Origin of the sequence: Brevundimonas intermedia (assembly GCF_027922165.1) — a bacterium.
Classification (GTDB): domain Bacteria; phylum Pseudomonadota; class Alphaproteobacteria; order Caulobacterales; family Caulobacteraceae; genus Brevundimonas; species Brevundimonas intermedia.
In genome coordinates this window covers 197,312-221,670 of sequence record NZ_BSFD01000004.1, presented here as the reverse complement: position 1 = coordinate 221,670, position 24,359 = coordinate 197,312, and the positions used below count along the sequence as shown (strand labels likewise).

Here is a 24,359-nt window from a genome sequence, read left to right as displayed (position 1 = left end):
CGCGCTTATCCCCTGTCATGGCAGGGGGATCAACCGGTCAGAGCCCGTCAGGCCGCGCCGGCGAGACGAGTTCGCTCGGCCAACGCATGATTGACCGCCTCCAGCGTCGCCTCGACGGCCACCAGGGTCGAGGCGTGACGGGCGGGATAGTCGGCGACCTGACGCAGGAGGCGCAGATCCTCGAACCGGCCGACCGGGCCGTCGCCGCCGGATTTCAGCATGGCGACCATGGCGTCGCGGGCGTCGGCGATCTCCTCGCCCGAGGCGCCGATGACGGACTGGCCCAACACCCCGGCCGCCGCCTGACCCAGGGCGCAGGCCTTGACGTCCTGGGCGAAGCCGACGACGCGGCCTTGATCGTCCAGCGTCACATCGACCGTCGCGCGCGATCCGCACAGTTTGGCGATCCGCTCGCCGGTCCCGTCAGGCGCCGGCAACCGCCCCGCATGCGGCAGGTTGGCCGCCAGCGTCAGAATGCGCGCGCTGTAGAGATCGTCGATCATGGCGGAAAGATAGGACGGGCGAGGCCTAGGGGAAAGCCTAGGCGCGCGGATGGGCCGCCGCATAGGCGTTCAGCAGGCGTTCGGCGTCGACGCCGGTGTATTTCTGGGTCGTCGATAGGCTGGCGTGGCCCAGCAGTTCCTGGATCGAACGCAGATCGGCGCCGGCGCCCAGCAGATGGGTCGCGAAACTGTGGCGCAGGGCGTGGGGGGTGGTGCGTTCGGGCAGGCCCAACCGACCGCGCAGTCGCTGGACCGAGGCCTGGACGTGGCGCGGACTGAGCGGGCCGCCGCGTCGGGCGCGGAACAGGGCGTCGGACGGCTGAAGCGGAAAGGGCTGGAGCGCCAGATAGGCGTCCACCGCCGCGCGGACGGCGGGCAGAACAGGGACGATCCGGGTCTTTGATCCCTTGCCGAGAACACGCAGGGTCTCACCCAACGGAGCATCGGCCTGGGTCAGGGACAGACCCTCGGAAATCCGCAACCCGCAGCCGTAGAGCAGGGTCAGGACGGCGCGGTCGCGGGCGGCTTCCCACGGCTCAGCGTCCGGATCGGCGTCGGGTTCGGCCAGCAGGCCTCGCGCCTGGTCCTCCGTCACCGGTCGAGGCAGGGATGGCTTGATGCGGGGGCCGCGCACCAGGGCCAGCTGGGGCGCGGGCGTGTCCAGTCGTCGGTCCAGAAAGGCGTGAAAGCCGCGAATGGCCGACAGGGTCTGGCTGAGGGATCGGGCCGCCAGGGGATGATCGCCGGATCGGCGATCCGCCAGATGGGCGCGGACCTCGGCGGCGGTGACAGTCCCGAGCGCCTTCAACGTCAGGGCCTCGCCGCGATGGCGTTCGAGGAAGGCGACATAGAGCCGGCCGATATGGCCGTAGGCCTCCAGGGTGCGGGGCGACAGCCGCCGCTCGTGCGCCAGATGCTCGAGCCAGGCGAGCAGGGCCTCGGGGGCGGTCAGTTCAGCACCGGCCATCGCTCAGCCATCCGCTCCACCACCCTGGCCAGGAAGGCGGCCAGTTCGCAGCCCATGGTGGGGGTGAAGCCTTCGGGTTCGGGCGAGCCGAAAGCGCAGAGGCAGGGCCGCGGCGGTTCGCCCGGCGTCAGATGCGGCGCCATGCGGATCAGGGCGACGGATTTCACCTGATCGGCGGCCGCGCCGAACAGGTCCAGCCCCTCGAACATCGGGCCCAGCCAGGTCAGGCCGTGTTCGCCGAGCAGATTGTCCACTTCGCCGGCTTCCAAGCCACGCCAGCCAAACGGCACGCCGCCGGGGCGTTCCAGGGCGATGGCGGCGCCGGCCAGGCCGAACCGCCCTTGGGCCGCCGCGTCCAGACGGCGCGCCAGGTCGGAATGGTTGCGGGCCTCCATCAGGTCCAGGGCGGCGACGTGTGTCTGGGTCTGGGCGGCGAAATTGGCGCGGGCGATGGTCTCGACCTCACGCCGGGCGCCGGCCTCACGCTCGACCACCGCCTCGAGCCGCGTCAGGGCGGCGGCGCCGAACTCCACCACGTTGCGGCCGTGCGGACGCAGGCCGATCTCTTCCAGCAGGGAGCGATCGTCCAGCAGGGTCTGGGGATGGGTCTGAAGCCAACCGCGCACCTCGGGCCAGTGCAGGCCGTCGCCCAGATGGGGGACGGCCTCCGCTTCCGAGGTTTCGAAAAGGTCCAATGAGCCGCTCAAACAGACCTCTCCGTGACGCGCGATTTACAGGATGGACTGACCGGTCTTGGCCCAGTCCGCCACGAAGGCATCAAGACCTCTGTCGGTTAACGGGTGCTTTACCAAGGCCTTGAATGTGTCGGCGCCGAAGGTGGCGGCGTCCGATCCGGCGACGGCCGCAGCGGCTACATGGGCGACGTTGCGCAGCGAGGCGGCCAGGATCTGGGTCTCGAAACCGTGCACGTCATACAGGACGCGGATTTCTTCCAGCAGGGCGATGCCGTCGGCGCCATTGTCTTCCAACCGGCCGACGAAGGGCGAAACGAAGGTCGCGCCGGCCTTGGCGGCCAGCAGGGCCTGGGCGGCCGAGAAGCACAGGGTGACGTTGGTCTTGATGCCCTTGTCGGTGAAGACGCGGCAGGCGCGCAGGCCGTCCCAGGTCAGGGGCAGTTTGACGACCACGTTCGGAGCGATGGCGGCCAGCTTGTCGCCCTCCTTGACCATGGTCTCGAAATCGAGCGAGACGGCCTCGGCGGAAATCGGCCCCTCGACCAGGGCGCAGATTTCGGCGATGACCTCGGCGATGTTCCGGCCCGACTTGGCGATCAGCGACGGATTGGTGGTGACGCCGTCCACCATGCCGGTGGGGACCATGTCCTTGATGACGGCGACGTCGGCGGTATCGAGAAAGAGTTTCATGGACAGGGCTTTTAGCGTCACCGAGCAGCGGATGCGACTCCCTTTCTCCTCCCCAACGCTTGCGATGGGGAGGTGGCGCGGCGCGTCTTCGCGCCGTGACGGAGGGGCTCTGGCCGCACGACAGGCGCCTGTGATGCGGCAAGAGCCCCTCCACCACTTCGTGGTCCCCCTCCCCATTTCATGGGGAGGAGACGGCGAGTGAAAGTCGCCTCGGTCCTCATTCCCCTGCCCGTGCCGGAAGCCTTCGATTACGTGGCGCCCGAAGGCATGACGCTGGCGCGCGGCGATCAGGTCGCCGTGCCGCTGGGGCCGCGGCTGATCCGGGGCGTGGTGGCCGAGGTGTTCGAGACCACCGGCTCCAACCGGCGGCTGAAATCGGTGGAGTCGAGACTGGACGATCCTGCGCTACCGGCCGGCGTGATGGACTTCGTCGAATGGGCCGGGCGCTGGACCCTGTCCCCGCCCGGCGAGATGGCGGCGACCGCGCTGAAGGGGCTGCGCGCACCGCGGCCCCGGCCGGAACGCCGGGTGCGACGGGTCGGCGATCGCCAGCCGGCGCGCGCCACACCGGCCCGGACAGGCGTGCTGGAGGCCCTGGGTGAGCGCTCCATGGCGGGCGCCGATCTGGCGCGGGCGGCCGGGGTGTCATCCGGCGTGGTGAAAGGCCTGATCGACGAGGGGGTTCTGGAGATCATCGAGATCGCGGCGGAGGCGGCGTTCGACCGACCCGATCCCGACCATGCGCCGGCGACGCTGAACGGCGACCAGGCGGCGGCGGCGGCGGCCCTGGCCGATGGCGTCACGGGCGGCGGGTTCCGGCCCTTCCTGCTGGACGGCGTCACGGGGTCGGGCAAGACCGAGGCCTATCTGGAAGCGATAGCCCGGGTGCTGCGGGCCGATCCGGCGGCGCAGATCCTGATCCTTCTGCCCGAGATCGCCCTGACCCAGGCCCTGATCGAGCGGATCACGGCCCGGTTCGGCGCCGCCCCGGCCGAATGGCATTCCGGCGTCGCCCCGCCGCGCCGCCGTCAGGTGTGGGAGGCGGTGGTCGCCGGTCGGTGCAATATCGTGGTCGGCGCCCGTTCGGCCTTGTTCCTGCCCTTCGTCGACCTGCGGCTGATCGTGGTGGACGAGGAGCACGACAGTTCGTTCAAACAGGAAGAGGGTCTGGTGTATCACGGGCGCGATCTGGCGGTGGCGCGGGCGCGGATCGAAAAGGCGGCCGTAGTCCTGGCCTCGGCCACGCCGTCGCTGGAGACCCTTTGGAACGCCCAGGCCGGGCGGTATGGCTGGCTGAAGCTGGGCGCGCGTCACGGGGTGGCGGTGATGCCCGATATCGAACTGCTGGACCTGCGCCAGCACACGCCCGATCCCCAGACCTGGCTGTCGCAACCGCTGCGTCTGGTGGTGGGCGAGACCCTGGCGCGGGGCGAGCAGACCCTGTTGTTCCTGAACCGGCGCGGCTATGCCCCCGTCGTCCTGTGCCGCGTCTGCGGGCACAGATTGACGGCGCCGGACACCGACAGCTGGCTGGTCGAGCACCGCTATACCGGCCGTCTGGTCTGTCACCTGACCGGCTTCTCGATGGCCCGGCCCAAACTGTGCCCATCGTGCGGGGCCGAGGACTCGCTGGTCTCGGTCGGTCCCGGCGTCGAACGGGTCGAGGAAGAGGTGCGTCAGCTGTTCCCCGAGGCGCGGACGGCGGTGTTCAGCTCTGACACCGCGCCCGACGCCAAGTCTGCGCGGGCCTTAATCCAGCGAATGACCGACGGCGAGATCGACATCCTGGTCGCGACCCAGGCCGCCGCCAAGGGCCACAACTTCCCGCGCCTGACCTTGGTCGGGGTGGTGGATGCGGACCTGGGCTTGCGGGGCGGCGACCTGCGGGCGGCCGAGCGCACCTATCAGCTCTTGGCCCAGGCGACGGGACGGGCGGGTCGCGCCGACCGGCCGGGGCGGGCCATTCTGCAGACCTGGACCCCCGAACATCCGGTGCTTCAGGCCCTGGCGGCCGGCGACCGGGACGCCTTCGTCGAGGCGGAGATGGCCGAGCGTGAGGCGGCGGCCCTGCCCCCCTTCGGCCGGTTGGCGGCGATCATCCTGTCCAGCGAGAATGCGGCCGCGGTGGAGAAGGTCGCCGCCGACCTGGCCCAGGCCATTCCCAACGCCGAACGGCTGGAGGTCTATGGTCCCGCCGACGCCCCCCTGGCCCTGGTGCGCGGACGGCGCCGCAAGCGGCTGCTGGTGCGGGCCGACCGCGATGTGAACCTTCAGGCCTTCCTGCGCGCCTGGCTGACGCGGGTGAAGATCCCCGCCTCGGTCCGGCTGACCGTCGATGTCGATCCCTACTCCTTCCTCTGACCTCTGGGAGGCGAAGAGGATGGAGGCCTGGCCTCCGAGTCGAACGGAGGGTTTTCGGGCTTGCAGGCCCGCCGCGTAGCCACTCCGCCACCAGGCCGTAACGCGAGCAGACTGCCACAGACCGGGCCGTGGCGGATATCGCGCGCGTTTCGACCTGTAACGCGCTGTAGCGGCGAGATGGGGCGCTGAATCATCGAACGGGCGGCGACACGCGCTTCGCCGATGGCGGCAGCGGTCATTCACGAAGGCCAGGTGGTCGCTCCCGCATGTCCGATGGCGAAGGCGAGCCCTCGTCTTCAGGGTCAGGTCATCGAGGGCCGGTCATCGGTCCTCCTGAACAGGACACTGCGCCATGAAGACCCTTTCCACCCTCTGCGCTTGCGCCGCCCTTGCCGCCGCCGCCCTGGCGTCGACGTCCGCCCTGGCGGCCGACGTCACCTTCGACTTCGACGTGGCGGCCCCCACGGGACGGATCATGGTCGCCCTGTTCAACAGCGAGGCCAACTACGGCGGTGAGGGCCAGCCGGTTCGTTACGCCATGGTCGAGGCGGGCGCGCCGTCCCGGCGGGTGACGTTCGCAGATCTGCCGGACGGCGACTACGCCATGCGCGCCTTCCACGACATGGACGGCGACGGGAAGATGAAGACCAATCCGTTCGGCATGCCGGTCGAACCCTTCGCCTTCTCCAACAACGCCGTCGGCAACATGGGGCCCGCCTCGTGGGACCGCGCGAAGTTCGCCGCGACCGGCGCGGTCGCCCAGACCATCAGCCTGAAGTAACAGACCTAAGCTCGGAGCCGGACCATGACCCCTTCCCGTCGTTCTTTCCTGATGGGCGCCGCCGCCCTGTCGGCCGCCGTCGCCACACCCGAGATGGTTCGCGCCGCTGCGGCTCTCGACGTCGCCGCCAAGGCCGACTGGGCCCTGGCCACCCGCGATGTCGAGGGCGACCTGCCGCGTCAGACGATGCGCCTGATCCACGGCCGGGCGCCGGCGGGTCTGGAAGGCGCCCTGTTCCGCAACGGACCCGGTCGGTTCCGGCGGCCGGGCGGGTCCGTGACCCACTGGTTCGACGGCGACGGCCTGATGCGGGCCTTCCGCATCCAGGACGGTCAGGCCACGCTGGAGGCCCGGTTCGCCGATACGCCCAAGCGCCGGGTCGAGACCGAACTGGACGCCGTCGTGACCCCCGGCTTCGGCACAAGGGGTGACGCGCGGGCCCGCGTCGGCTCGAACGACGATTCCAACGCCGCCAATACGGCGGTCATGGCGGCCGGGAACCAGGTCTGGGCCCTTTGGGAAGGCGGCTCGCCCCTGGCCATGGATGCGGCCGACCTGTCGAGCCAGGGCTTCGTCACCCTGCGCGACGACCTCAAGGGCATGCCGTTCCAGGCCCATCCTCGGCGCGCGCCCGACGGCTCGATCTGGAATGTCGGCACGGCCGGCGACCGGGCCGTGATCTGGCGGCTGAACCCCGACGGGGGCCTGAACCGGGCCGAGATCGTCCGCCTGCCGCGCGCCAGCTATATGCACGACTTCACCGCCACCGACCGGCATGTGATCCTGGTGCTTCAGCCCTGGATTCAGGAACGCCAGGCCCTGCCCGTCATCAACGGCCTGGTGTGGCGTCCCGAGACGGGGACCCAGGTCATGGTGCTGGACAAGGACGACCTGACGCAGTCGCGCCTCTATGAGCTGCCGGGCTTCTTCCACTTCCATCTGGGCGACGCCTGGGCCGAGGCGGACGGCACGATCCGCTTCGATGTGGCGGCCAGCGGCGATCCGCGCTTCGCCGTCGATGGGGCGCGGGTTCTGGTCGAGGGACACGGGGTCGTGCCGGGCGATCCGGCCAAGCTGGCGCTGATCACCCTGCGTCCCGACGGCAAGGCCGAGATGCTGACCACAGACGCCGTCGGCGAATTCCCCAAGGCCGATCCGCGCCGTCTGGGGCTGAAGCGCAGCCTGACCGTTCACACCAGCGGCGAGACCACGGGACGCCCCCTGCCCACGGGTCTGGCCGTGCAGGACTGGGACAGCGGTCGGTCGCACGGCTTCACCTTCGGTCTCCACCAGATCGTCGAGGAGACGATCTTCGTGCCCAAGCCCGGCGCCACGGCCGAAACCGACGCCTGGCTGGTCGGGCCGTCGGTCAATCTGAAGGCCGGCCGGACCGAGCTGCACGTGTTCGACGCGGCCCATGTCGAGGACGGGCCGGTGGCGACCTGGCAGGCGGACACGGCCCTGCCGGCGGGCTTCCACGGGACCTGGGCGGGGTAAGGGGGGCGGGGGCGCGAAGCTTGCGGGCCTTCACGGTTCGACAAGACCGACGTGTCAAGGTGAGACCATGAGCCCCGTCCAGACTCCCGCCGATCTTCGCCCCATCACCGCCCTGCGTTTCGGCGCGGCGATCTGGGTGGCCGTCTACGCCTTCTGGGAGAACCTGGCCGGGGCGCCGTCCTCCGCACTGGTCCAGAAGGGCTATCTGGGGGTCGAACTGTTCTTCGTCCTGTCGGGCTTCATCCTGAGCCACGTCTATCTACAGGCGGCGGGCGAGAAGCGGTTCTCGTACCGCAGCTTCCTGTGGGCGCGGGTGGCGCGGGTCTATCCGCTGCACCTGGCGACCCTGGTCGGGGTGGGGCTGCTGGCGGGCGCCGCCCTGATCGCGGGGATGAGCGTGGACGGCAATGTGCTGAGCTGGGCGTCGCTGCCGGCCAATCTGCTGATGGTCCACGCCTGGGGCCTGGCGCCGGTGGCGGGGTGGAACCACCCGTCCTGGTCGATCTCGGCCGAGTGGTTCGCCTATCTGTGCTTCCCCCTGTTCGCCTGGGTCTTCTGGCGGCTGCGTCAGCGCCCGGTCCTAGCCTTCCTCGGAGCAGCGGTCTTCCTGGCGGCGCTCTACTACGGGTTCGAGCGGCTGGCGGGCTTCCCCCTGACCGAGGCCACCATCCGCTGGGGGGCGCTGCGGATCGTGCCCTGTTTCGCCCTGGGCTGCGCCCTGTATCTGGTCTATCGCCGGGCGCCGCTGAAGGCGCCCTGGACTGCAGCGGCCGTGTCGTTCGGCCTGATGGTGATGAGTGCGGCCCTGGGCCTGTGGGACGGGGTCACGGTCCTGCTGGCCGGAGCCCTGATCCTGTCGCTGGCCTCGCTGCCGAACGAACGGGCCGGATGGCTGGCGTCGAAGCCGGCCGTCTATCTGGGGGAGATCAGCTATTCGGTCTATATGGTCTGCGTGCCGTGGAAATTGCTGGCCGTGAACCTGGCGGCCAAGGTCACCGACGCCCCGGACAAGCAGCTTCAACTTTTCGTGTGGTTGGCGATTCTGGCTCTTTTGCCGGTCGTCGCAGCCGTCTCCTATCACCTGGTCGAACACCCGGCTCGCAAGGCTTTGAGGGGGATGGCGCTCCGTCACAAAAGCGCGTCAAGCGACAAAACACCCGACGCCGGTACGCCGAAAAGGGTTTCTCAATCCTAATTTCCTATGGTCTAAAAAGACCATCGGCAGTCGGGATACAGGCCAAGCATGATTAAACGGCTCAAAGCCGTCGCGGTTGCGACGACCTTCGGATTTCTTGCGCTGGGCGTCGCGCCCTCTTCCGCAAAGGCCGATGAGCCGTACTGGCAGTGCGTGACCTTCGCCCGCATGTTCTCGGGCATCAACATCTTCGGCGACGCCTGGACCTGGTGGCGTCAGGCCGCCGCGAACTTCCGCACAGGCAAGGCGCCCGAGACCGGATCGGTCCTGGTCTTCCGTCCCGAAGGCCGCATGAGCCGGGGCCATGTCGCCGTCGTCTCCGACATCCTGACCGACCGCGTAGTCCGCGTCACCCACGCCAACTGGGGCGGCAGCCGCGGCAAGGTCGAGGAGAACGTCACCGTCGTCGACGTCTCGCCGTCCAACGACTGGTCGCAGGTCAAGGTCTGGTACAATCCGATCAACGACCTGGGCACCACCGTCTATCCGACCTACGGCTTCATCTACAAAGGCGCCCGCGACGCCTTCGACACCGGACGCCAGATCGCCTCGAACGCCACGAGCCAATCCCGCCAGTAGGCCGCTTGCACCGCCCGCCCGACCGGGCGATAGGCGGGCATGACCCAATCCAGCGACATCACCTACGCCGGCTATCTGGCGTTGGACGACCTGCTTTCCGCCCAGCATCCGCTGTCGGACCAGCACGACGAAATGCTGTTCGTCGTCATCCACCAGACCAAGGAACTGTGGCTCAAACAGATCCTGCACGAGGTCGCCCTGGCCCAGACCCTGGTGCGCGCCGGCGACCTGGTCCCCGCCTACAAGAGCCTGGCCCGCGTCAGTCGCATCCAGGCGGTGATGACCCAGAGCTGGGACATTCTGTCGACCATGACACCGGCCGACTATCTGCGGTTCCGGGGTTCGCTGGGTTCGTCCTCGGGGTTCCAGAGCGATCAGTTCCGCCGGTTCGAGGCCATGCTGGGGCTCAAGGATTCCAGTTTCCTGAAGTTCCACACGGACCGACCCGAGGCCCTGGCCGCGCTCCAGGCCGCCATCGCCGCCCCCAGCCTGTATGACGACGCCCTGGCCCAGATGGCCAAGGCCGGCCTGCCGGTGCCGGCCGAGGTGCTGAACCGCGACGTGACCCAGCCCTACGAGCCGTCGCAAGCCGTGGAGGCGGCCTGGCTGGAGGTCTATCGCGACACCGAACGCTGGTGGCCCCTGTATCAGCTGGCCGAGAAACTGGTCGATCTGGACGACGCCTTGCTGACCTGGCGCCACAAGCACGTGGTCACGGTCGAGCGGATCATCGGCCGGCGGCGCGGCACCGGCGGCACCGAGGGGGCGGCCTATCTGGCCTCGACCCTGACCAAGCGCTGCTTCCCCGAGCTGTGGTCGCTGCGCACGAGCCTCTGACCCGGCGCCAAGGCCCGGAGGCGAAATAGACGGAATCCACTGCAATTTTTTTGAGTCTATTTTCGTCCATTGTTTGCAAGAGACGGGTGGGCAAGCGACGGGGCGGGGCTGAGCGTTCATCCGCCCAGTATGCGCGCTGGCCGGATCTTGCTTAGAAGAGGGCGGCGAATCCGCGTCGACGCCTTGAAAACAGGCGGCTTATTCTCTGGAATTAGGTGTGGAGCAAGGTTGAAGCCGGCAGGTTCTGACGCCGTTTTGATCGTCGGATCGCCGCATACGGCAACCTTCGCCACGTCCGGCCATTTCGCCGTTCGACCGCAATGCGGAAGGAAGAAGCGACATGACCAATCCCAACGCCCATGACATCAAGGTTCTGAACGGACTGATCGAAACCACGCTGGACAGCGCCGACGGCTATCACGAGGCGGCCGAACAGACCGAGGACCCGCACTATCGCACCCTGTTCGAGAACCGCAGCGCCGAACGGCGGCAGGTGGTGGAGGCCCTATCGGGCGCCGTGCGTAGCCTGGGCGGCGACCCCGAGCCGCACGGATCGATCCTGGCCAAGGCCCATCGCGCCTTTCTGGATGTGAAACACGCCCTGCTGCGCAACGATGATTCCGTCGTCGGCTCGATCAACAGCGGGGAAGGCTTCATCGCCGACAAGTTCGAAAAGGCGCTGGAGGACACGAGCATCTCCGCCACCACACGCGAGACCGTCCGTCGCGCCTATGCGGCGATCAAGATCGGGCATGACGAGATGCACGCCCTTAAACACAGTCTGGAAGGCCAGAGGGACGCCTCGAACCCGCTGTATCCGACCTAGACTCCCGCCCGTTTCGCGAAACCCCAGGCCGCGTCGCTGAGCGGCCCGACCTGGGCGGCCATGCTGCGGGCGTGGGCGCTGGCGGCGGTGCCGTCGCGGACGCGGCCGGCGATGCCCTGGCAGATCGCCGCCAGTCGGAACAGGTTGTAGGCGTAGAGCCAGTCCAGGTCGGCGGGCCGCATGCCGGTGGCGGCGGCGTAGCGGTCCACGGTCTCCTCGACCGAGGGAATGCCCAGGGCCTCGAGGTCGGCGCCGGCCAGTCCGTTCCGCAGGCTGGCGGGAATGGCCCAGGCGATCAGCAGATAGGAGAAGTCCGCCATCGGGTCGCCCAGGGTCGACAGCTCCCAGTCGAGCACGGCGCGGACCTCGGCCCGATCCTCAGCCAGGATCATATTGTCGAGGCGGAAGTCGCCGTGGACGATGCGGCTGGGCCCCTCGGGCGGGAGGCTGTCCGGCAGGAAGGCGATCAGCCGGTCCATGGCTGGGACGGGTTCGGTCTCGGAAGCACGATACTGTTTCGTCCAGCGCCCGACCTGGCGCGCGAAATAGTTGCCGGCCTTGCCATAGTCGGCCAAGCCGATGGCGGCGGGATCGAAGGCGTGAAGCCGGGCCAGGGCGTCGGTCTGGGCATGGTAGATGGCTCGGCGTTCGTCGGGCGTCAGGCCGGGCAGTTTCAGGTCCCATAGGATGCGGCCCTCGACCTTGTCCATCACATAGAAGATCGAGCCGATGACGGCCTCGTCCAGGCACAGCGCATGGGGCTTGGCCACCGGGAAGCCCTGGGCGGCCAGGGCGGAGATGACCTGGAATTCGCGATCCACGGCGTGGGCGCTGGGCAGAAGGACGCCGGGCGGCTTGCGACGCAGCACATAGGCGGCGGTCGGGGTGGACAACTCATAGGTGGGGTTGGACTGGCCGCCCTTGAACTGGCGCACCTTCAGCGGGCCGGCGTAGCCCCCGACATGGTCGGTCATCCAGGCGTCCAGCGCGGCCTCGTCCAGCCGGTAGCGGGGATCGACCTCGCGCGTGCCGGAAAAAGCCGTTTGAGCATCCTGCATAGGCGCGTCGGAGGCGTCGGTCATGTGTAGTCCTGTCGTTTCCTTTGAGCCGCCCGCGTCTTAGGCGCGGTCCGGCGCGGCGATGATGGCGGCCTTGACGGCGCGGCGCCAGCCGGAAAGAAGACGCTCGCGCTCCTGCGGCTTCATTCGGGGTTTCCAGCAGGCCGGGGCCTCTGCGGGACGGGCCTCCAGATCGGACAGCAGGCCGACGCCCAGGGCGGCCAGGCGCGCCGCTCCCAGGGCCGTCATCTCCTGGAAGGCGGGACGTTCGACCTCAACCTCGCAGATGTCGGCGACGAACTGCATGGCGAAACTGTTTGCGGTGACGCCGCCGTCGACCTTCAGCGTCTTCAGCGGCGGGGCGCCGTCCTGGGCCAGGGCGTCCAGCAGATCGCGGGTCTGATAGGCCAGGGCCTCGAGCGCGGCGCGGACGAAATGGGCCGGGCCCGAATCCCGCGTCAGCCCCACCACGGTCCCGCGCGCCTCCGGCTCCCACCAAGGCGCGCCCAGACCCGTGAAGCCGGGCACCATATAGACCCCGCCGTTGTCGGCCAGGCTCTGGGCCAGGGCTTCGGACTGGCGGGATTCGGAGATCAGCTTGACCCCGTCCCTCAGCCACTGGATCGCGGAGCCGGCCGAGAAGATCGACCCCTCCAGCGCGTAGGCGGTGCGGCCGTCGGCCCGGTAGCCGAGCGTGCCGAGCAGACGGCGCGTCGAGGCGACCGGCGTCTCCCCGACATTGGCCACCAGAAAGGCGCCGGTGCCGTAGGTGATCTTGGCGTCGCCGGGCTGCAGGGCGCCGTGGCCGACCAGGGCCGCCTGCTGGTCGCCCGCCGATCCGGCGATGGGCAGGGGGCGGCCGAACAGCGCCGGATCGGTCTGGCCGATCAGGCCGGCGCAGGGGACGATGGCGGGAAGCGCCGCGCGCGGCACGTCGAACAGGGCGCACAGGTCGTCGCGCCACTCGACCGTCTTCAGATCCATCAGGGCGGTACGCGACGCATTGGTGGCGTCGGTGGCGTGAACGCGGCCGCCGGTCAGTTTCCAGATCAGCCAGGCGTCGATCGTGCCCAGTTTCACCTCGCCCCGCGCCGCGCGCTCGCGCGAGCCGGGCGCGGCGTCCAGCAGCCAGGCGAATTTGGTCGCCGAAAAATAGGGATCGAGGATCAGGCCGGTGGCGGCCTGGACCGTCGGTTCATGCCCCTCGGCGGTCAGGCGGGCGGTGACGTCGGCGGTGCGGCGGTCCTGCCAGACGATGGCGCGGTGAAGGGGTTCGCCGGTCGCGGCGTCCCAGATCACCGCCGTCTCGCGCTGGTTGGTGAGGCCTATGGCGGCGAAACGATCGACGCCGCCCGCCTGGCGCACCACTTCGCGGCAGATCTGCAGGGTCGCGGACCAGATCTCGGCCGCGTCATGCTCGACCCAGCCGGATCGGGGGAAATGCTGGGCCAACTCGATCTGGCTGACGGCGACCGGACGAAGATCCTTGTCCCGGACCTCGAAGGCGATGGCCCGGGTCGAGGTCGTGCCCTGGTCGATGGCGAGGATCAGGCTCATGAATTTCTCTCCTGCACCGCCTTGGGCGACGCCTGCGGCTCGGGCTAAAGGGAGCATATGACGACGCACCTGCCCAGCTATGAAGGCGTTCTCGACGCCGCCCGCCAGATCGACGGCGTCGCCGTCCGCACGCCCCTGATCGAGAGCCCCGCCCTGAACGCCGTGGTCGGCGGCCGGGTTCTGATGAAGGCGGAAAACCTGCAAAGGGCCGGGGCCTTCAAGTTTCGCGGCGCCTATAACCGGATCAGCCGGCTGAGCGCCGAGGAGAAGGCGCGCGGCGTGGTGGCCTTCTCGTCCGGCAATCATGCCCAGGGCGTGGCGGCGGCGGCGGCCCTGGTGGGGACGCCGGCGATCATCGTCATGCCGTCGGACTCGCCCCAGGTGAAGATCGAGGGGGTGATCGGCTTCGGCGGCGAGGTGCGGCTCTATGACCGCTGGACCGAGAGCCGCGAAGCGATCGGCGCCGCCATCGCCGCCGAGCGGGGCTGCGTCCTCGTCCCGCCGTTCGACGACCCCTTCATCATCGAGGGCCAGGGCACGACGGCGCTGGAGATGCTGGACCAGGCCGATGCGCCGATGGACCAGCTGCTGTGCGGCGCCTCGGGCGGAGGGCTGATGGCCGGGATCAATCTGGTCATGGCCGAGCGCAGCCCACAGACCCGCGTCCTGGTGGTCGAGCCCGAGGCCTATGACGACACGGCCCGGTCGCTGGCGGCCGGGGAACGGGTCGGGCATCCGGCCGGGCCGCCGTCGATCTGCGACGCCCTGATGAGCCCCATGCCCGGCGTCCTGACCTGGCCGATCAACCGCCGCCTGGCCGGCGCCGTGACCGTGTCCGACGCCGAGGTCGCCGAGGCGGTGCGGTTCGCCTTCCGCCATCTGAAGCTGGTGGTGGAACCGGGCGGGGCGGTGTCGCTGGCGGCCCTGCTCACCGGAAAGGTCTCGGGCGCGGGCCTGACGACGGGGCTGATCCTGTCCGGCGGCAATGTGGATCCCGGCCTGTATGCCGAGATCATCGAGGGCCGTTTCGGCGCGTGACCCCTTTCCTTCCCCCGGCGCCTGGGTCAGGCTTCGCGGAAAAGGGAGGAATGGAATGACGAAGCCGCAGGAACTCCAGGGCCTGATCGGGCAGGAGATCGGCGTCTCGCGATGGTTCGAGGTCAGCCAGACGCGGATCGACGCCTTTGCCGACTGCACCGAGGACCGACAGTTTATCCATGTCGATCCGGAAGCGGCCAAGACCACGCCCTTTGGCGGGACCATCGCACACGGATTTCTGACCCTCAGCCTGGCCTCGGCGATGAGTTACGACGCCGTCGCGCCTCTGGACGGCCTGACGATGGGAATCAACTACGGGTTCGACAAGCTGCGGTTCCTGGCGCCTGTCCCGGCCGGGTCACGCGTACGCGGTCGGTTTCGCCTGATATCGGCCGAAGACAAGGGGGGCGGGCGCTGGCTTCTGAAGCACGAACTGACGGTGGAAATCGAAGGGGCGGACAAGCCGGCGCTGATCGCGGAATGGTTGGGTATGCAAATCGTCGGCGGCTAGGCGCGAGCGCGAGGGCTGCGCTGACCACACCCCTTTCCTAGGGTGAATGCAAGTGCTCCGAAAACGGTCTAAAATCGGCCGACTTGGCCATGGATCGCCAATTTAACCTGTAGCATCAATAGCACGGTGGTTGGCGCCGCCCTCTTGGCCGCCTCGTTTTCGCCTCGACGTTCCACGGCAACGCTGATAAGACCCGCGGAGGCGGTAGACCCGCCCTAGATCAAAACAGGCGGAGGGCTACCCCCTATGCGTATGAAGACTTTCGTGCTGGCCTCCAGCGCAGCGGCCGCTTTGGCCCTGTCCGCTGGCGCTGCGTCGGCCGAGCCGAACGGCTGGTACGGCGCGGTTGACGCCGGCTACCACATCATCGACGACATCAATGCCGAGTCGTCGACCACTGGCGCAAACTGGAACTATGAAGTCAACGACGGCTGGGCGGCCTTCGCCCGTCTCGGCTATCGCTTCAACCCCAGCTGGCGCGTTGAACTGGAAGGCGGCTACCGCTCGGGCGACATCGGCAAGGTTCGCGCCGTGTCGGGGACCCAGGGTCTCTGCAATCTGACGCCTTCGAACGGCGGCTGCTTCTCCCCGGAAGGCGACATCGAATCGGTGACGCTGATGGCGAACGTCATCTATGACTTCGGCTATGAAGCCTGGGGCGTGCGTCCCTTCGTCGGCCTCGGCGCCGGCGTGAACCGCGTCGACACCAACACGATCGGCAACCTTCGCGCCAATCGCGGAGCCGCCTTCAACGTTGACGACACGTCGACCGAATTCGCCGCTCAGGCGATCGCCGGTCTGGCCTGGGCCATCAGCGACCGCGCCAACATCGACCTGACCTACCGCTATCTGACGGGCGACACGACGTTCGCTTCGACGACGGTCGGCACCGGCGCTGGCGCCACGTCGTTCGGCGAATGGGACGGCGACTACGACCAGTCGCACACCGTGACCCTGGGCCTGCGCTACAGCTTCGGTGCGGAAGAGACGCCTCCTCCGCCGCCCCCGCCCCCGCCGCCTCCGCCCCCGCCGCCTCCTCCGCCCCCGCCGCCGCCCCCGCCGGTCGCTCAGAAGCCGACCGCGCGTCAGTTCGTGGTCTACTTCGACTGGGATCGTTCGGACCTGACCGCTGAAGCCCGCTCGGTCGTCAGCCAGGCCGCCAGCTACGCCAAGACCGGCGCCGCAACCCGCGTCGTCATCGTCGGCTACACCGACACCTCGGGCTCGGCCGCCTATAACCTCGGCCTGTCGAACCGTCGTTCGCGCACCGTCGCGGACGCCCTGGTCGCTCAAGGCGTCAACGGCGGCGTCATCGCCCTGGACGGCAAGGGCGAAACCGCCCTGGCCAAGCCCACGGCTGACGGCGTGCGTGAGCCGCTGAACCGTCGCGCCACCATCGACATCAACTTCTAAGACCGCTCAAAGGGTCGGCTCGGATCCCGGGCCGACCCCAGGTCAGAAGATTGTCGTAAGATTGAACGCCGCTTCCGCCCGGAAGCGGCGTTTTTCTTTGGCTGTTGTTGTGTGTGTGCGCCGACGACTGCCCCTTCGGGCATCAGTCTGCCGAGGATGTCAGCTGGATCTGCGGATCGAGTGTTGTCGGCTGAGACGGTTGAAGAAACGCTTCCCCGACAAGGACGACGAGCGTGGCCGTAAGGATGGCGCTGACCAGCGCAATCCCCGCAAGCTTCAGACCCTGCCCAAACCCTGGACCGTCAGGCGCCACCAGACTTCTCCCACCGCCACGCCCTCCGGGGAATCATACGGCGCGACCCGGTGCAAATCACGGTTCGGTGCGCCCCATGAAAAAGGGCGGCGTCCATGACGCCGCCCTCCTTGAACGTTGCGACAGGTCAGATCAGCCCGTGAACGGCCGGATCAGGATCTCGACGCGACGGTTCTGAGCCTTGCCTTCGGCAGTCGCATTGGACGCCACCGGCTGGCTGGAGCTGACGCCCGCAACATAAAGACGCTCAGCGATCACACCGCGTCGCACCAACTCAGACGCGACGCTGGCGGCGCGGCGTTCCGAAAGCGGCTGGTTGATCGCGTCGCCGCCCGAGGAATCGGTATGGCCGATGATATCGATGGTCGAACGATCATATTCCTCCAGCACGCGCGCGACGTCGTCGAGCACCGGCAGGAAGCGCGGATCGATCGACGACTGGTTGGTGGCGAAGGTCACGTCCGATGGCATGCGCAGGATGAGATTGTCGCCCTGGCGCGCGACGCCGACGCCGCTGCCCGACAGTTCGGCCTCCATGGCGCGCTGCTGACGGTCCATATACTGGCCCACGGCCGCGCCGCCGAGCGCGCCGATGCCGGCGCCGATGAGGGCGTTCTTGCGACCCTGCTCGCCGTTCGACGTATTGGTCAGATAACCCAGCAGGGCTCCGCCCAGTGCGCCGGCGATCGCGCCCGTGCCGGTGTTGTTGCGGGTCGGGGTTGAGCGATAGGGATCGGTCGTGGTGCAGGCGGCGGCTCCAAGCAGGGCGGCGATGGAGACGCTGGCGACGATAATCTTGGCGCGCATGGAATGTTCCTTCCGAATTGCAGTCTGGCGCGAAAACGCCCGCTTACTGTCTAGGTTCCAAGCTGTACCATAGATGAACAGGTCCTCCGCATCCGTCAGCCTGTAAAGCCGCCTCCAGGACAATCCGCCCCGACTGACATGGCGGCGGAATAGGCGTATGAAGCCGCCGCATAGCGCCTGAAGGAGACCGCCTGTGAGCTCGACCGAAACCCAGCCCATCGCCCCTCGGGCCATTACTCCGGTTTCGATGACGCGCTATGACGCGGACTTCCAGGGTTTCAGCGACGCCTTGGGCGCATCCTTCGCACGCTTCGGTTTCGCCGTGGTGGCGGACCACGGGCTGGACGAGGCGCGCATCGCCGCCGCTCTTGATGACGCCAAGGCCTTCTTCGCCCTGCCGGAAGAGGTGAAACGCCAATACCACCAGCCGGGAACCGGCGGGGCGCGCGGCCTGACCCCGTTCGGCGTCGAGGCGGCCAAGGGCGCCGCCACCGTCGACCTGAAGGAGTTCTGGCACGTGGGCCGCGAACTTCCGCAGGACCATCCGTACCGCCAGTTCATGCGGGACAATGTCTGGCCGAACGAAACGCCCGGCTTCAAGGCCCATGTCTATGGCATGTACGAGGATCTGGACGCCCTGGGCCGCAAGATTCTGCGGGCCATCGCCCGCTATCTGGGCCTGGACGACGGCTATTTCGACGACAAGGTCGAGATGGGCAACAGCGTGCTGCGGCTGCTGCACTATCCGCCGGTGCCGGCCGATGCGCCCGGCGTCCGCGCCGGCGCCCACGAGGACATCAATGTCATCACCCTGTTGCTGGGAGCCGAAGAAGCTGGGCTTCAGTTGAAGGAGAAGGACGGAAGCTGGCTGGACATTGCGCCACCGCCCGGCGCCCTGGTGATCAATATCGGCGACATGCTGCAGCGGCTGACCAATCACGTCCTGCCGTCGACGACCCACCGAGTGGTCAACCCGGCGCCGGAACGGCGCGGCTTCGCCCGCTATTCGACGCCCTTCTTCCTGCACTTCAACCCGGACTTCCCGATCGAGACCCTGGCCAGCGCCGTGACGCCGGACAATCCCGACCGCTACGCCGGAAAGACCATCACGGCCGAGGCCTATCTGACCGAACGGCTGCGGGAAATCCGCCTGCTCTGACGGTGGCGGTGCAGCGGATCAGCGCGCGATCCGCAGCTGGGTGATGTCGCGGCCGATGGCCTCGAAGGCCGCGACCAGGGCCGTTCCGCTGTTGGCGAGATAGGCCTTGTCGGACGAGGAGGCGCAGCCTGACAACAGGGTCGCCGCCGCGCTGTTGGCGGTGATCGAGAAGCCGACCGTATAGACGGTGACGCCCTTGGCCTTCATGGCGGTGCAAAGCTTCTGCGCCTGCGAGGCCGAGGAACCGTTGCTTGCGTTCTGATTGATCCTGACATCGTTCTGACTATAGGAGCCGGACAGCGAGTCCTTGGCGATCACCCCGCTGTTATAGGGGGTGTTGAAGTCCCCGTCGGTCATCAGGACCACCGCCTTGATGGTTTTGAACTCATCATAATCGTTGGCGGCCGAGGCCGTGGGCCACAGGCTGTTGAAATTGGGCGCCACCGTGTACCAGCCCCAGGCCGTCCCGATGTGGCCGGCGGTCGAGCCGCCCGCCGACAAGGTGTTGATGATCGACTTCAAGCTGGTGCGGTCGCTGGTCAGCGGCTGGAGCCCCACCGTAAGACAGGTGTTCTCATTGGTGCTGGAATAGTTGCGCCCCACATAGGCCGAGGCGGGCGCCGCATCGGTATAGGCCGCTGAGCCGATCCTTTCCGTCACGCAGTTGCTGATCTCATGAACGGACGTACTGCCTGCAGCATTGGTGTAGGCGAGATACTGGCAGCCCGCGACCGTGCAATAGGCCGTGCCGCCGCTGGAATAGCTGCCGGTCACGTTTTTGCTGATGACATAGGTGAAAGTGTCGGTCGTACGAGCCGTGACGGTGAAAGCCGTGTTGGAGGAGCTCCGGGTTGCATTGGTCGTGCTGTTGATCGCCATACCCGACACCCCAGTGACGACGACACGATCATTGACAGCGAATCCATGATTCACAGCCTTCACCGTAATGGTGCAGCTGGTGGGGTTGTTCGACGGCGTGCAGGCCTTGGTGACACCGGTGATGGTCTTGCCCGCGGCCACAGGCCCCCGCGCGGCGGCGGCGCGCGATCCCATAAACACCCCCATCGAATAGGGCACGACCGACATGCGCGAAGTGTAGGGGGTCTGGACATCCTTGACGACGATATCGACCATCTTGAGCGCGGCGGTCTTGAGGTTGGCGATGTCGTTGCCGTCCATCGAGCCCGTGATGTCCAGCACCATGGCCACTTCAAGGTTCTTGGCCGACCGATTGACCTCGGAATGGACATTGACGGGAATAGTGTCGTCGAGCAGTTGGCCGTAAGGCGGCAGGACGATGTTGGCGACCAAGGTCTTCACCCGGCCGACCGCGTCGGAGACGACGACGGTCGTGCCGTTCATCACGACAGTGACATCGGAATCCTGGATTGGCTCGATCTCTGTATTCTCAAGATTGGCCCGCAGGGTGATCAGGGTGACGGTCTTCAAGTCCTTGGGGTCCGTGTAGGACGAGCGGGCCGCAGACAGGGTGGCGGCGTCCAGGGCGTCCTGGAACTGGGACCGGGCCGTCGTCACACGGTGTAGATCAATGCCGCCGAGCGCCAGCATGGCGATGATCGGCAGGCTGAACGCGAAGATCATCGCCACATTGCCGCACCGGTCGTGGCCCAGGCGCGAGACGAGGCTGCAGAGGCGGCGGACCGCCCGACGGATCGATGGAGAGGCCAAGTTCGTCGCTTCCCTGCCGGGCGCACACGGCCCGTATGTCGGCAGAATGCCGTCATACGGTTAAGAGAAGCCTCAAGCCTCAGGTTAACGGCCCCGCGGACCTATATGGCCTGGGCGGCCTCAGGCCTCAGACCAGCCGCAGTCGCGGCCGCGGTTCTGAACGGTGAGCCATTCATTCAACGGAGCGAAATAGTCGGCCACGGCGGAGGCGTCGTTGGTGGTCTCGCCGGTGAAGGCCTGCATGGCCTCGGGCCAGGGCTTGGACTGACCCATCTCCAGCATGGCGTTGAAACGGGCGCCGACCGCCTCGTTGCCGTAGACCGAGCAACGGTGCAGCGGCCCGGTCCAGCCCGCCTGTTTGCAGGCCGCGCGCTGAAACTGGAACTGGTAGATATGGGCCAGGAAGTAGCGAGTGTAGGGGGTGTTGCCCGGCACATGATATTTGGCGCCCGGGTCGAAGGCGTTGGTCGGACGCGGCCCCGGCGGAACCAGGCCCTGGTATTTCAGCATGTCGGCGGTCCAGGCGGCGTTGTACTGATCCGGCGACGTCTCGCCGGAGAAGACGCCCCAGCGCCAGCGATCGACCATCAGGCCGAAGGGCAGGAAGGCGATCTTGTCGAGCGCCATCTTCAGCAGGAAGGGAATGTCTTCCTCCGCCCCCGGCGTCGTCTTCAGCAGGCCGATCTGGTTCAGATAGGTGGGGGTCAGGGCCGACAGGCCGACGAAGTCGCCGATGGCCTCGTGGAAGCCGTCGTTGGCCCCGTTGCGGAACAGCATCGGCTGGTTCTTGTAGGCGCGCTGGTAGTAGTTGTGACCGAGCTCGTGGTGGACGGTGTAGAAGTCGTCGCCGTTGACGTTGGTGCACATCTTGATGCGGATGTCGTCGGCGTTGTCGAGGTCCCAGGCCGAGGCGTGGCAGACCACCTCACGGTCGCGCGGGCGGACGATCTGGCTGCGCTCCCAGAAGGTCTGGGGCAGGGGATCGAGGCCCAGGGAGACGTAGAAGCCCTCGCCGGTCCTGACCATTTTCACGGGGTCATAGTCGGCGGTCTTCAGCAGTTCGGTCAGGTCATAGCTGGAGGCGCCGCCGCTGGTTGGGGCCACGACGTCATAAATATTGCCCCACTGCTGCGACCACATATTGCCCAGGAGGTCGGCGCGGATCGGGCCGTGGTCGGGCTGGACGGCGTCGCCGTATTTGGCGTTCAGCCGGGCGCGGACATAGCAGTGCAGATTCTCGTAGAAGGGTTTGACCTGGGCCCACAGGCGGTCGGTCTCCTCGGCGAAATCGTCAGCGGGCATGTCGTAGCCGGATCGCCACAGGGCGCCGGTGTCGGCGAAGCCCAGGTCGCGCGCGCCCTCGTTGGCGATCTCGACCACGCGGGCGTAGTCGTTCTTCATCACCGGCGAGACGGTGCGCCAGCCTTCGTACAGGGCCTTGGTCTCGTTCGGATCGCGGCTGTCAGCCAGGATCAGCGAGGCCTCGTCCAGGGTGATCGGCCGGCCCTTGAAGTCGAACTTGCCGGTCGAATAGGTCGAGTCCAGCCGGGTGGTGATTTGCGACAGCTCCTCGGCCGCGCCGGGACGGTTGGGGGCGGGCAGGACGATGCCCAGCCGCATCAGGTTCAGCTTGCGCCGGACGACGGGATCGACCGCGACATCATTGAACTTCGCCGCCTGGTTGGCGAACTGGACCTGAAGCTCGGTCGCTTCGGCGTTGACCTTTGACTCCAGCCACATGGTGTCGAAGGTGATGTTGGTGGCGCGGTTCCATTGCACCCGGGCGGCGTATTCGCCGAAGGTCAGCATCTTGGCCTCGGCGTCTGCGACGAACTGGGTGGCGCCCGCGACGGTGGTCGGATAGTCGGCGCGCAGGCCGGTGGCGGTGACGGGTGCGGGGGTGAAGGTCTGTTCGCCGCCGTCGGCCTGAAGCGGAAGGGTCGCGTCAGGGGTCGGGGTCGTGACGGCGGCGCAGCCGGCGGTGAAGGCGAGGGCGCAGACCGCGACGGCGGTCATCATCTGACGCTTCATGATGAATCTCCTGAACAGCGCGGGCAGGAGAGGTCAGCCGTGATCCGTCGTCAAGCGCCGCCGTTCAGCGGAGATTTTTGGCGGCTATCGGCCTTCGGCCTATTTGAGCCGGACGCAGGCGTTCAGATCCTGAGTGCGGACCGTCCCCATGGCGGCCTGGATGCGCGAGGCGCGTCGGCGGACATACGGGCCGGGCGACGCCGCCTTGTAACGGCGGGGCGCGGGGAGGATGGCGGCGAGACGCGCGGCCTCGCGGGGGGTCAGGTCGGCGGCGTCCTTGCCGAACCAGTGCTGGGCGGCGGCCTGGGCGCCGTAGACGCCCGGGGCCCATTCGACCACGTTCAGATAGACCTCCATGATCCGGCGTTTGGACCAGACGGTCTCGATCAGGACGGTGTAGCCCGCCTCGAATCCCTTGCGGATCCAATCGCGGCCCGGCCAGAGGAAGACGTTCTTGGCCGTTTGCTGGCTGATGGTCGAGCCGCCGCGGATGCGGCCGCCCTCGGCGTTGTGGTCCAGGGCCTTCTGGATCGCCTCCATGTCGAAGCCCTGGTGGCTGCAGAAACGGGCGTCCTCGGCGGCGATGGCGGCGTTGACCAGATTGGGCGAGATGTCGTTCAGACCGCGCCACTGATAGTCCAGACCCTCGCCGCGCACGGCCTGGCGCAGCATCAATATGGTCGGGGCGGGCGGCAGGACGGCGACGATCAACACACCGCCGATGGGCAGCAGGGCCAGGACCGCCAGGGCGATCAGGGCCGCCCGGAACCAACCCTTTTTCCGCCCGCGCGCCATTACAGGATCGCCACGCCGGCGGCGCCGTCCTCGTCGGCCCAGGCGACCTTGTCGGCGGCCGGGCTGAGGGACAGGGCGACGATGGACGGGCCCTTCTCGGCCTTGACGAAGTTCAGGCCCTGGGCGGCCGGATGGGCGACCCAGACCCGGCCGTCGGTCAGGCCGGCGGCCAACAGGCCGTGCTCGGTCCGGGCCGAGACCAGATTGACCAGGGTGGAGTCGTCATAGCCGATCTCACTCGCCTCGCGCCCCATGGGACCGTTCGAGCCCACGAAGGGCCACAGCACCGCGCCCTGCGCGCCCGAGGTGGCCAGAAGCTGCCCGCCGGCGAGGAAGGCCAGCGAGCGGACCTTGGACGGATAGCCGCCCATGCGCAGGTTCTTGGCGTCCTTCAGCCGCCAGCCGTGCAGTTGGCTGTCCTGCATGGTGGTGACCACGAAGGCGCCGTCGGGGGAGAAGGCCACGCCCGTGTGGGATCCGGCCCAGGCCAGTTTGACCGGCTGCTGCTTCTCGATCCGGGCGTACCAGAGGGCCGCGCCGCCGTAGGTCGAGGCGGCGATCCGCCGGCCCTTGGGCTCGAAAGCGACGCCGGAGACGGTGCGTTCGTGCTGGAAATCGCGGCGGAAGGCTGCGTCCTTGGGGTCGATCACCGACAGGGTGCGGCCCCAGGAGAAGGCGATCAGGCCCGAGGCGGGCGAGGCGTCGAGGGAGTCGATCCACTGGTTCTTGGCCGTGGCCAGGACCGCAGTTTCGGCGCCGCGGCGGCTCCAGACCACTTGGCCGTCGTCGCCGCCGGTGACGATGCCGTCGCCGCTCGGGTGGACGGCGGCGCACAGGACGGCGCCGTCATGAGCCTGGACCGTCGCGCCGTCGGCGAACCGGACCGAGCCGTCGCCGAGGGCGAAGACGGCGCCGGCGTTGTCGAACAGGGCGGCGGTGACCTGGGCGTCGAAATCGAAGTTCATGGCGGAGGCGTTAGCGGGTTGCGAGGGCGGGGGCAAATCGCAGGTTTGTTCTCCCTCTCCTTCATGGGGAGGGATGATCGCGCAGCGATCCG

General features: G+C 67.9%; 22 protein-coding genes and 1 tRNA gene. 11 read left to right on the top strand and 12 right to left on the bottom strand.

Annotated elements, in window-relative coordinates:
• Positions 1-47: 47 nt before the first annotated feature.
• The 4 genes from PKE72_RS09210 to fsa are packed head-to-tail and all read right to left on the bottom strand — an operon-like array spanning position 48 to position 2,855.
• Entirely contained in the window at positions 48-503 is a 456-nt protein-coding gene (locus PKE72_RS09210; protein ID WP_271165080.1) for an iron-sulfur cluster assembly scaffold protein, read from the bottom strand.
• A 37-nt stretch (positions 504-540) separates the two neighbouring features.
• On the bottom strand, positions 541-1,470 hold the full coding sequence (locus PKE72_RS09205; protein WP_271165079.1) for a tyrosine recombinase XerC: 930 nt from the start codon (positions 1,468-1,470) through the stop codon (positions 541-543).
• Complete coding sequence (locus tag PKE72_RS09200; protein ID WP_271165078.1) at positions 1,452-2,165, bottom strand: DUF484 family protein; 714 nt, start codon at positions 2,163-2,165, stop codon at positions 1,452-1,454. Before PKE72_RS09200 ends, PKE72_RS09205 begins: the two co-directional genes overlap by 19 nt.
• A 36-nt stretch (positions 2,166-2,201) precedes the next feature.
• Positions 2,202-2,855, bottom strand: coding sequence for a fructose-6-phosphate aldolase (gene fsa, locus PKE72_RS09195; RefSeq protein ID WP_271165077.1), 654 nt, complete (start codon positions 2,853-2,855; stop codon positions 2,202-2,204).
• A gap of 180 nt (positions 2,856-3,035) precedes the next feature.
• Between fsa and PKE72_RS09190 the strand changes: the two genes are divergently transcribed.
• The gene (locus tag PKE72_RS09190) at positions 3,036-5,216 is read left to right on the top strand and encodes a primosomal protein N' (RefSeq protein WP_271165076.1); all 2,181 of its coding nucleotides are present in this window, start codon (positions 3,036-3,038) and stop codon (positions 5,214-5,216) included.
• 20 nt (positions 5,217-5,236) lie between these two features.
• On the opposite strand, the gene PKE72_RS09185 is transcribed toward PKE72_RS09190, so the two are convergent.
• Positions 5,237-5,313: transfer RNA gene (locus tag PKE72_RS09185), tRNA-Ala, on the bottom strand.
• Between the two features lie 255 nt (positions 5,314-5,568).
• Here PKE72_RS09185 and PKE72_RS09180 point away from each other — a divergent pair.
• The 6 genes from PKE72_RS09180 (at position 5,569) to PKE72_RS09155 (ending at position 10,931) form a co-directional block, all read left to right on the top strand.
• Positions 5,569-5,997: a DUF2141 domain-containing protein gene (locus PKE72_RS09180; protein WP_271165075.1), complete on the top strand. Its 429-nt coding sequence runs from the start codon at positions 5,569-5,571 to the stop codon at positions 5,995-5,997.
• Positions 5,998-6,021: 24 nt separating this feature from the next.
• Positions 6,022-7,494, top strand: a complete 1,473-nt coding sequence (locus tag PKE72_RS09175) for a carotenoid oxygenase family protein (protein ID WP_271165074.1) — start codon at positions 6,022-6,024, stop codon at positions 7,492-7,494.
• Positions 7,495-7,561: 67 nt separating this feature from the next.
• The gene (locus tag PKE72_RS09170; protein ID WP_271165073.1) at positions 7,562-8,689 is read left to right on the top strand and encodes an acyltransferase family protein; all 1,128 of its coding nucleotides are present in this window, start codon (positions 7,562-7,564) and stop codon (positions 8,687-8,689) included.
• A 48-nt stretch (positions 8,690-8,737) separates the two neighbouring features.
• Positions 8,738-9,268: a CHAP domain-containing protein gene (locus PKE72_RS09165; protein WP_271165072.1), complete on the top strand. Its 531-nt coding sequence runs from the start codon at positions 8,738-8,740 to the stop codon at positions 9,266-9,268.
• Between the two features lie 39 nt (positions 9,269-9,307).
• Positions 9,308-10,105, top strand: coding sequence for a tryptophan 2,3-dioxygenase (locus tag PKE72_RS09160; protein WP_271165071.1), 798 nt, complete (start codon positions 9,308-9,310; stop codon positions 10,103-10,105).
• A gap of 340 nt (positions 10,106-10,445) precedes the next feature.
• On the top strand, positions 10,446-10,931 hold the full coding sequence (locus PKE72_RS09155) for a PA2169 family four-helix-bundle protein (protein ID WP_271165070.1): 486 nt from the start codon (positions 10,446-10,448) through the stop codon (positions 10,929-10,931).
• On the opposite strand, the gene PKE72_RS09150 is transcribed toward PKE72_RS09155, so the two are convergent.
• Positions 10,928-12,013, bottom strand: a complete 1,086-nt coding sequence (locus PKE72_RS09150) for a phosphotransferase family protein (protein ID WP_271165069.1) — start codon at positions 12,011-12,013, stop codon at positions 10,928-10,930. The two genes, PKE72_RS09155 and PKE72_RS09150, sit on opposite strands and share 4 nt — an antisense overlap.
• 36 nt (positions 12,014-12,049) lie before the next feature.
• On the bottom strand, positions 12,050-13,546 hold the full coding sequence (glpK, locus tag PKE72_RS09145; protein ID WP_271165068.1) for a glycerol kinase GlpK: 1,497 nt from the start codon (positions 13,544-13,546) through the stop codon (positions 12,050-12,052).
• 57 nt (positions 13,547-13,603) lie between these two features.
• Here glpK and PKE72_RS09140 point away from each other — a divergent pair, with 57 nt between their 5' ends.
• From PKE72_RS09140 to PKE72_RS09130, 3 genes are all read left to right on the top strand, one after another.
• Positions 13,604-14,584 (top strand): threonine ammonia-lyase, encoded by a 981-nt coding sequence (locus tag PKE72_RS09140; protein ID WP_271165067.1) that lies wholly within the window; start codon positions 13,604-13,606, stop codon positions 14,582-14,584.
• 55 nt (positions 14,585-14,639) lie between these two features.
• A complete protein-coding gene (locus tag PKE72_RS09135; protein WP_271165066.1) occupies positions 14,640-15,095 on the top strand; it encodes a MaoC family dehydratase in 456 nt (151 codons plus the stop codon).
• Positions 15,096-15,347: 252 nt separating this feature from the next.
• A complete protein-coding gene (locus tag PKE72_RS09130; RefSeq protein WP_271165093.1) occupies positions 15,348-16,508 on the top strand; it encodes an OmpA family protein in 1,161 nt (386 codons plus the stop codon).
• A 445-nt stretch (positions 16,509-16,953) separates the two neighbouring features.
• On the opposite strand, the gene PKE72_RS09125 is transcribed toward PKE72_RS09130, so the two are convergent.
• Positions 16,954-17,628 carry a YiaD family glycine zipper/OmpA-like lipoprotein gene (locus tag PKE72_RS09125; RefSeq protein WP_271165065.1) on the bottom strand — a complete coding sequence of 225 codons (675 nt, stop codon included), beginning with the start codon at positions 17,626-17,628 and terminating at the stop codon, positions 16,954-16,956.
• A 247-nt stretch (positions 17,629-17,875) separates the two neighbouring features.
• Here PKE72_RS09125 and PKE72_RS09120 point away from each other — a divergent pair, with 247 nt between their 5' ends.
• On the top strand, positions 17,876-18,787 hold the full coding sequence (locus PKE72_RS09120) for an isopenicillin N synthase family dioxygenase (protein WP_271165092.1): 912 nt from the start codon (positions 17,876-17,878) through the stop codon (positions 18,785-18,787).
• Positions 18,788-18,805: 18 nt separating this feature from the next.
• Here the strand turns inward: PKE72_RS09120 and PKE72_RS09115 are convergent, their stop codons facing one another.
• The 4 genes from PKE72_RS09115 to PKE72_RS09100 form a co-directional block, all read right to left on the bottom strand.
• Entirely contained in the window at positions 18,806-20,476 is a 1,671-nt protein-coding gene (locus tag PKE72_RS09115) for a pilus assembly protein (protein WP_271165064.1), read from the bottom strand.
• A 120-nt stretch (positions 20,477-20,596) separates the two neighbouring features.
• The gene (locus PKE72_RS09110) at positions 20,597-22,507 is read right to left on the bottom strand and encodes a M2 family metallopeptidase (RefSeq protein ID WP_271165063.1); all 1,911 of its coding nucleotides are present in this window, start codon (positions 22,505-22,507) and stop codon (positions 20,597-20,599) included.
• Between the two features lie 99 nt (positions 22,508-22,606).
• Positions 22,607-23,302, bottom strand: a complete 696-nt coding sequence (mtgA, locus tag PKE72_RS09105; RefSeq protein ID WP_271165062.1) for a monofunctional biosynthetic peptidoglycan transglycosylase — start codon at positions 23,300-23,302, stop codon at positions 22,607-22,609.
• Positions 23,302-24,267 (bottom strand): WD40 repeat domain-containing protein, encoded by a 966-nt coding sequence (locus PKE72_RS09100; RefSeq protein ID WP_271165061.1) that lies wholly within the window; start codon positions 24,265-24,267, stop codon positions 23,302-23,304. Before PKE72_RS09100 ends, mtgA begins: the two co-directional genes overlap by 1 nt.
• Positions 24,268-24,359 lie beyond the last annotated feature (92 nt).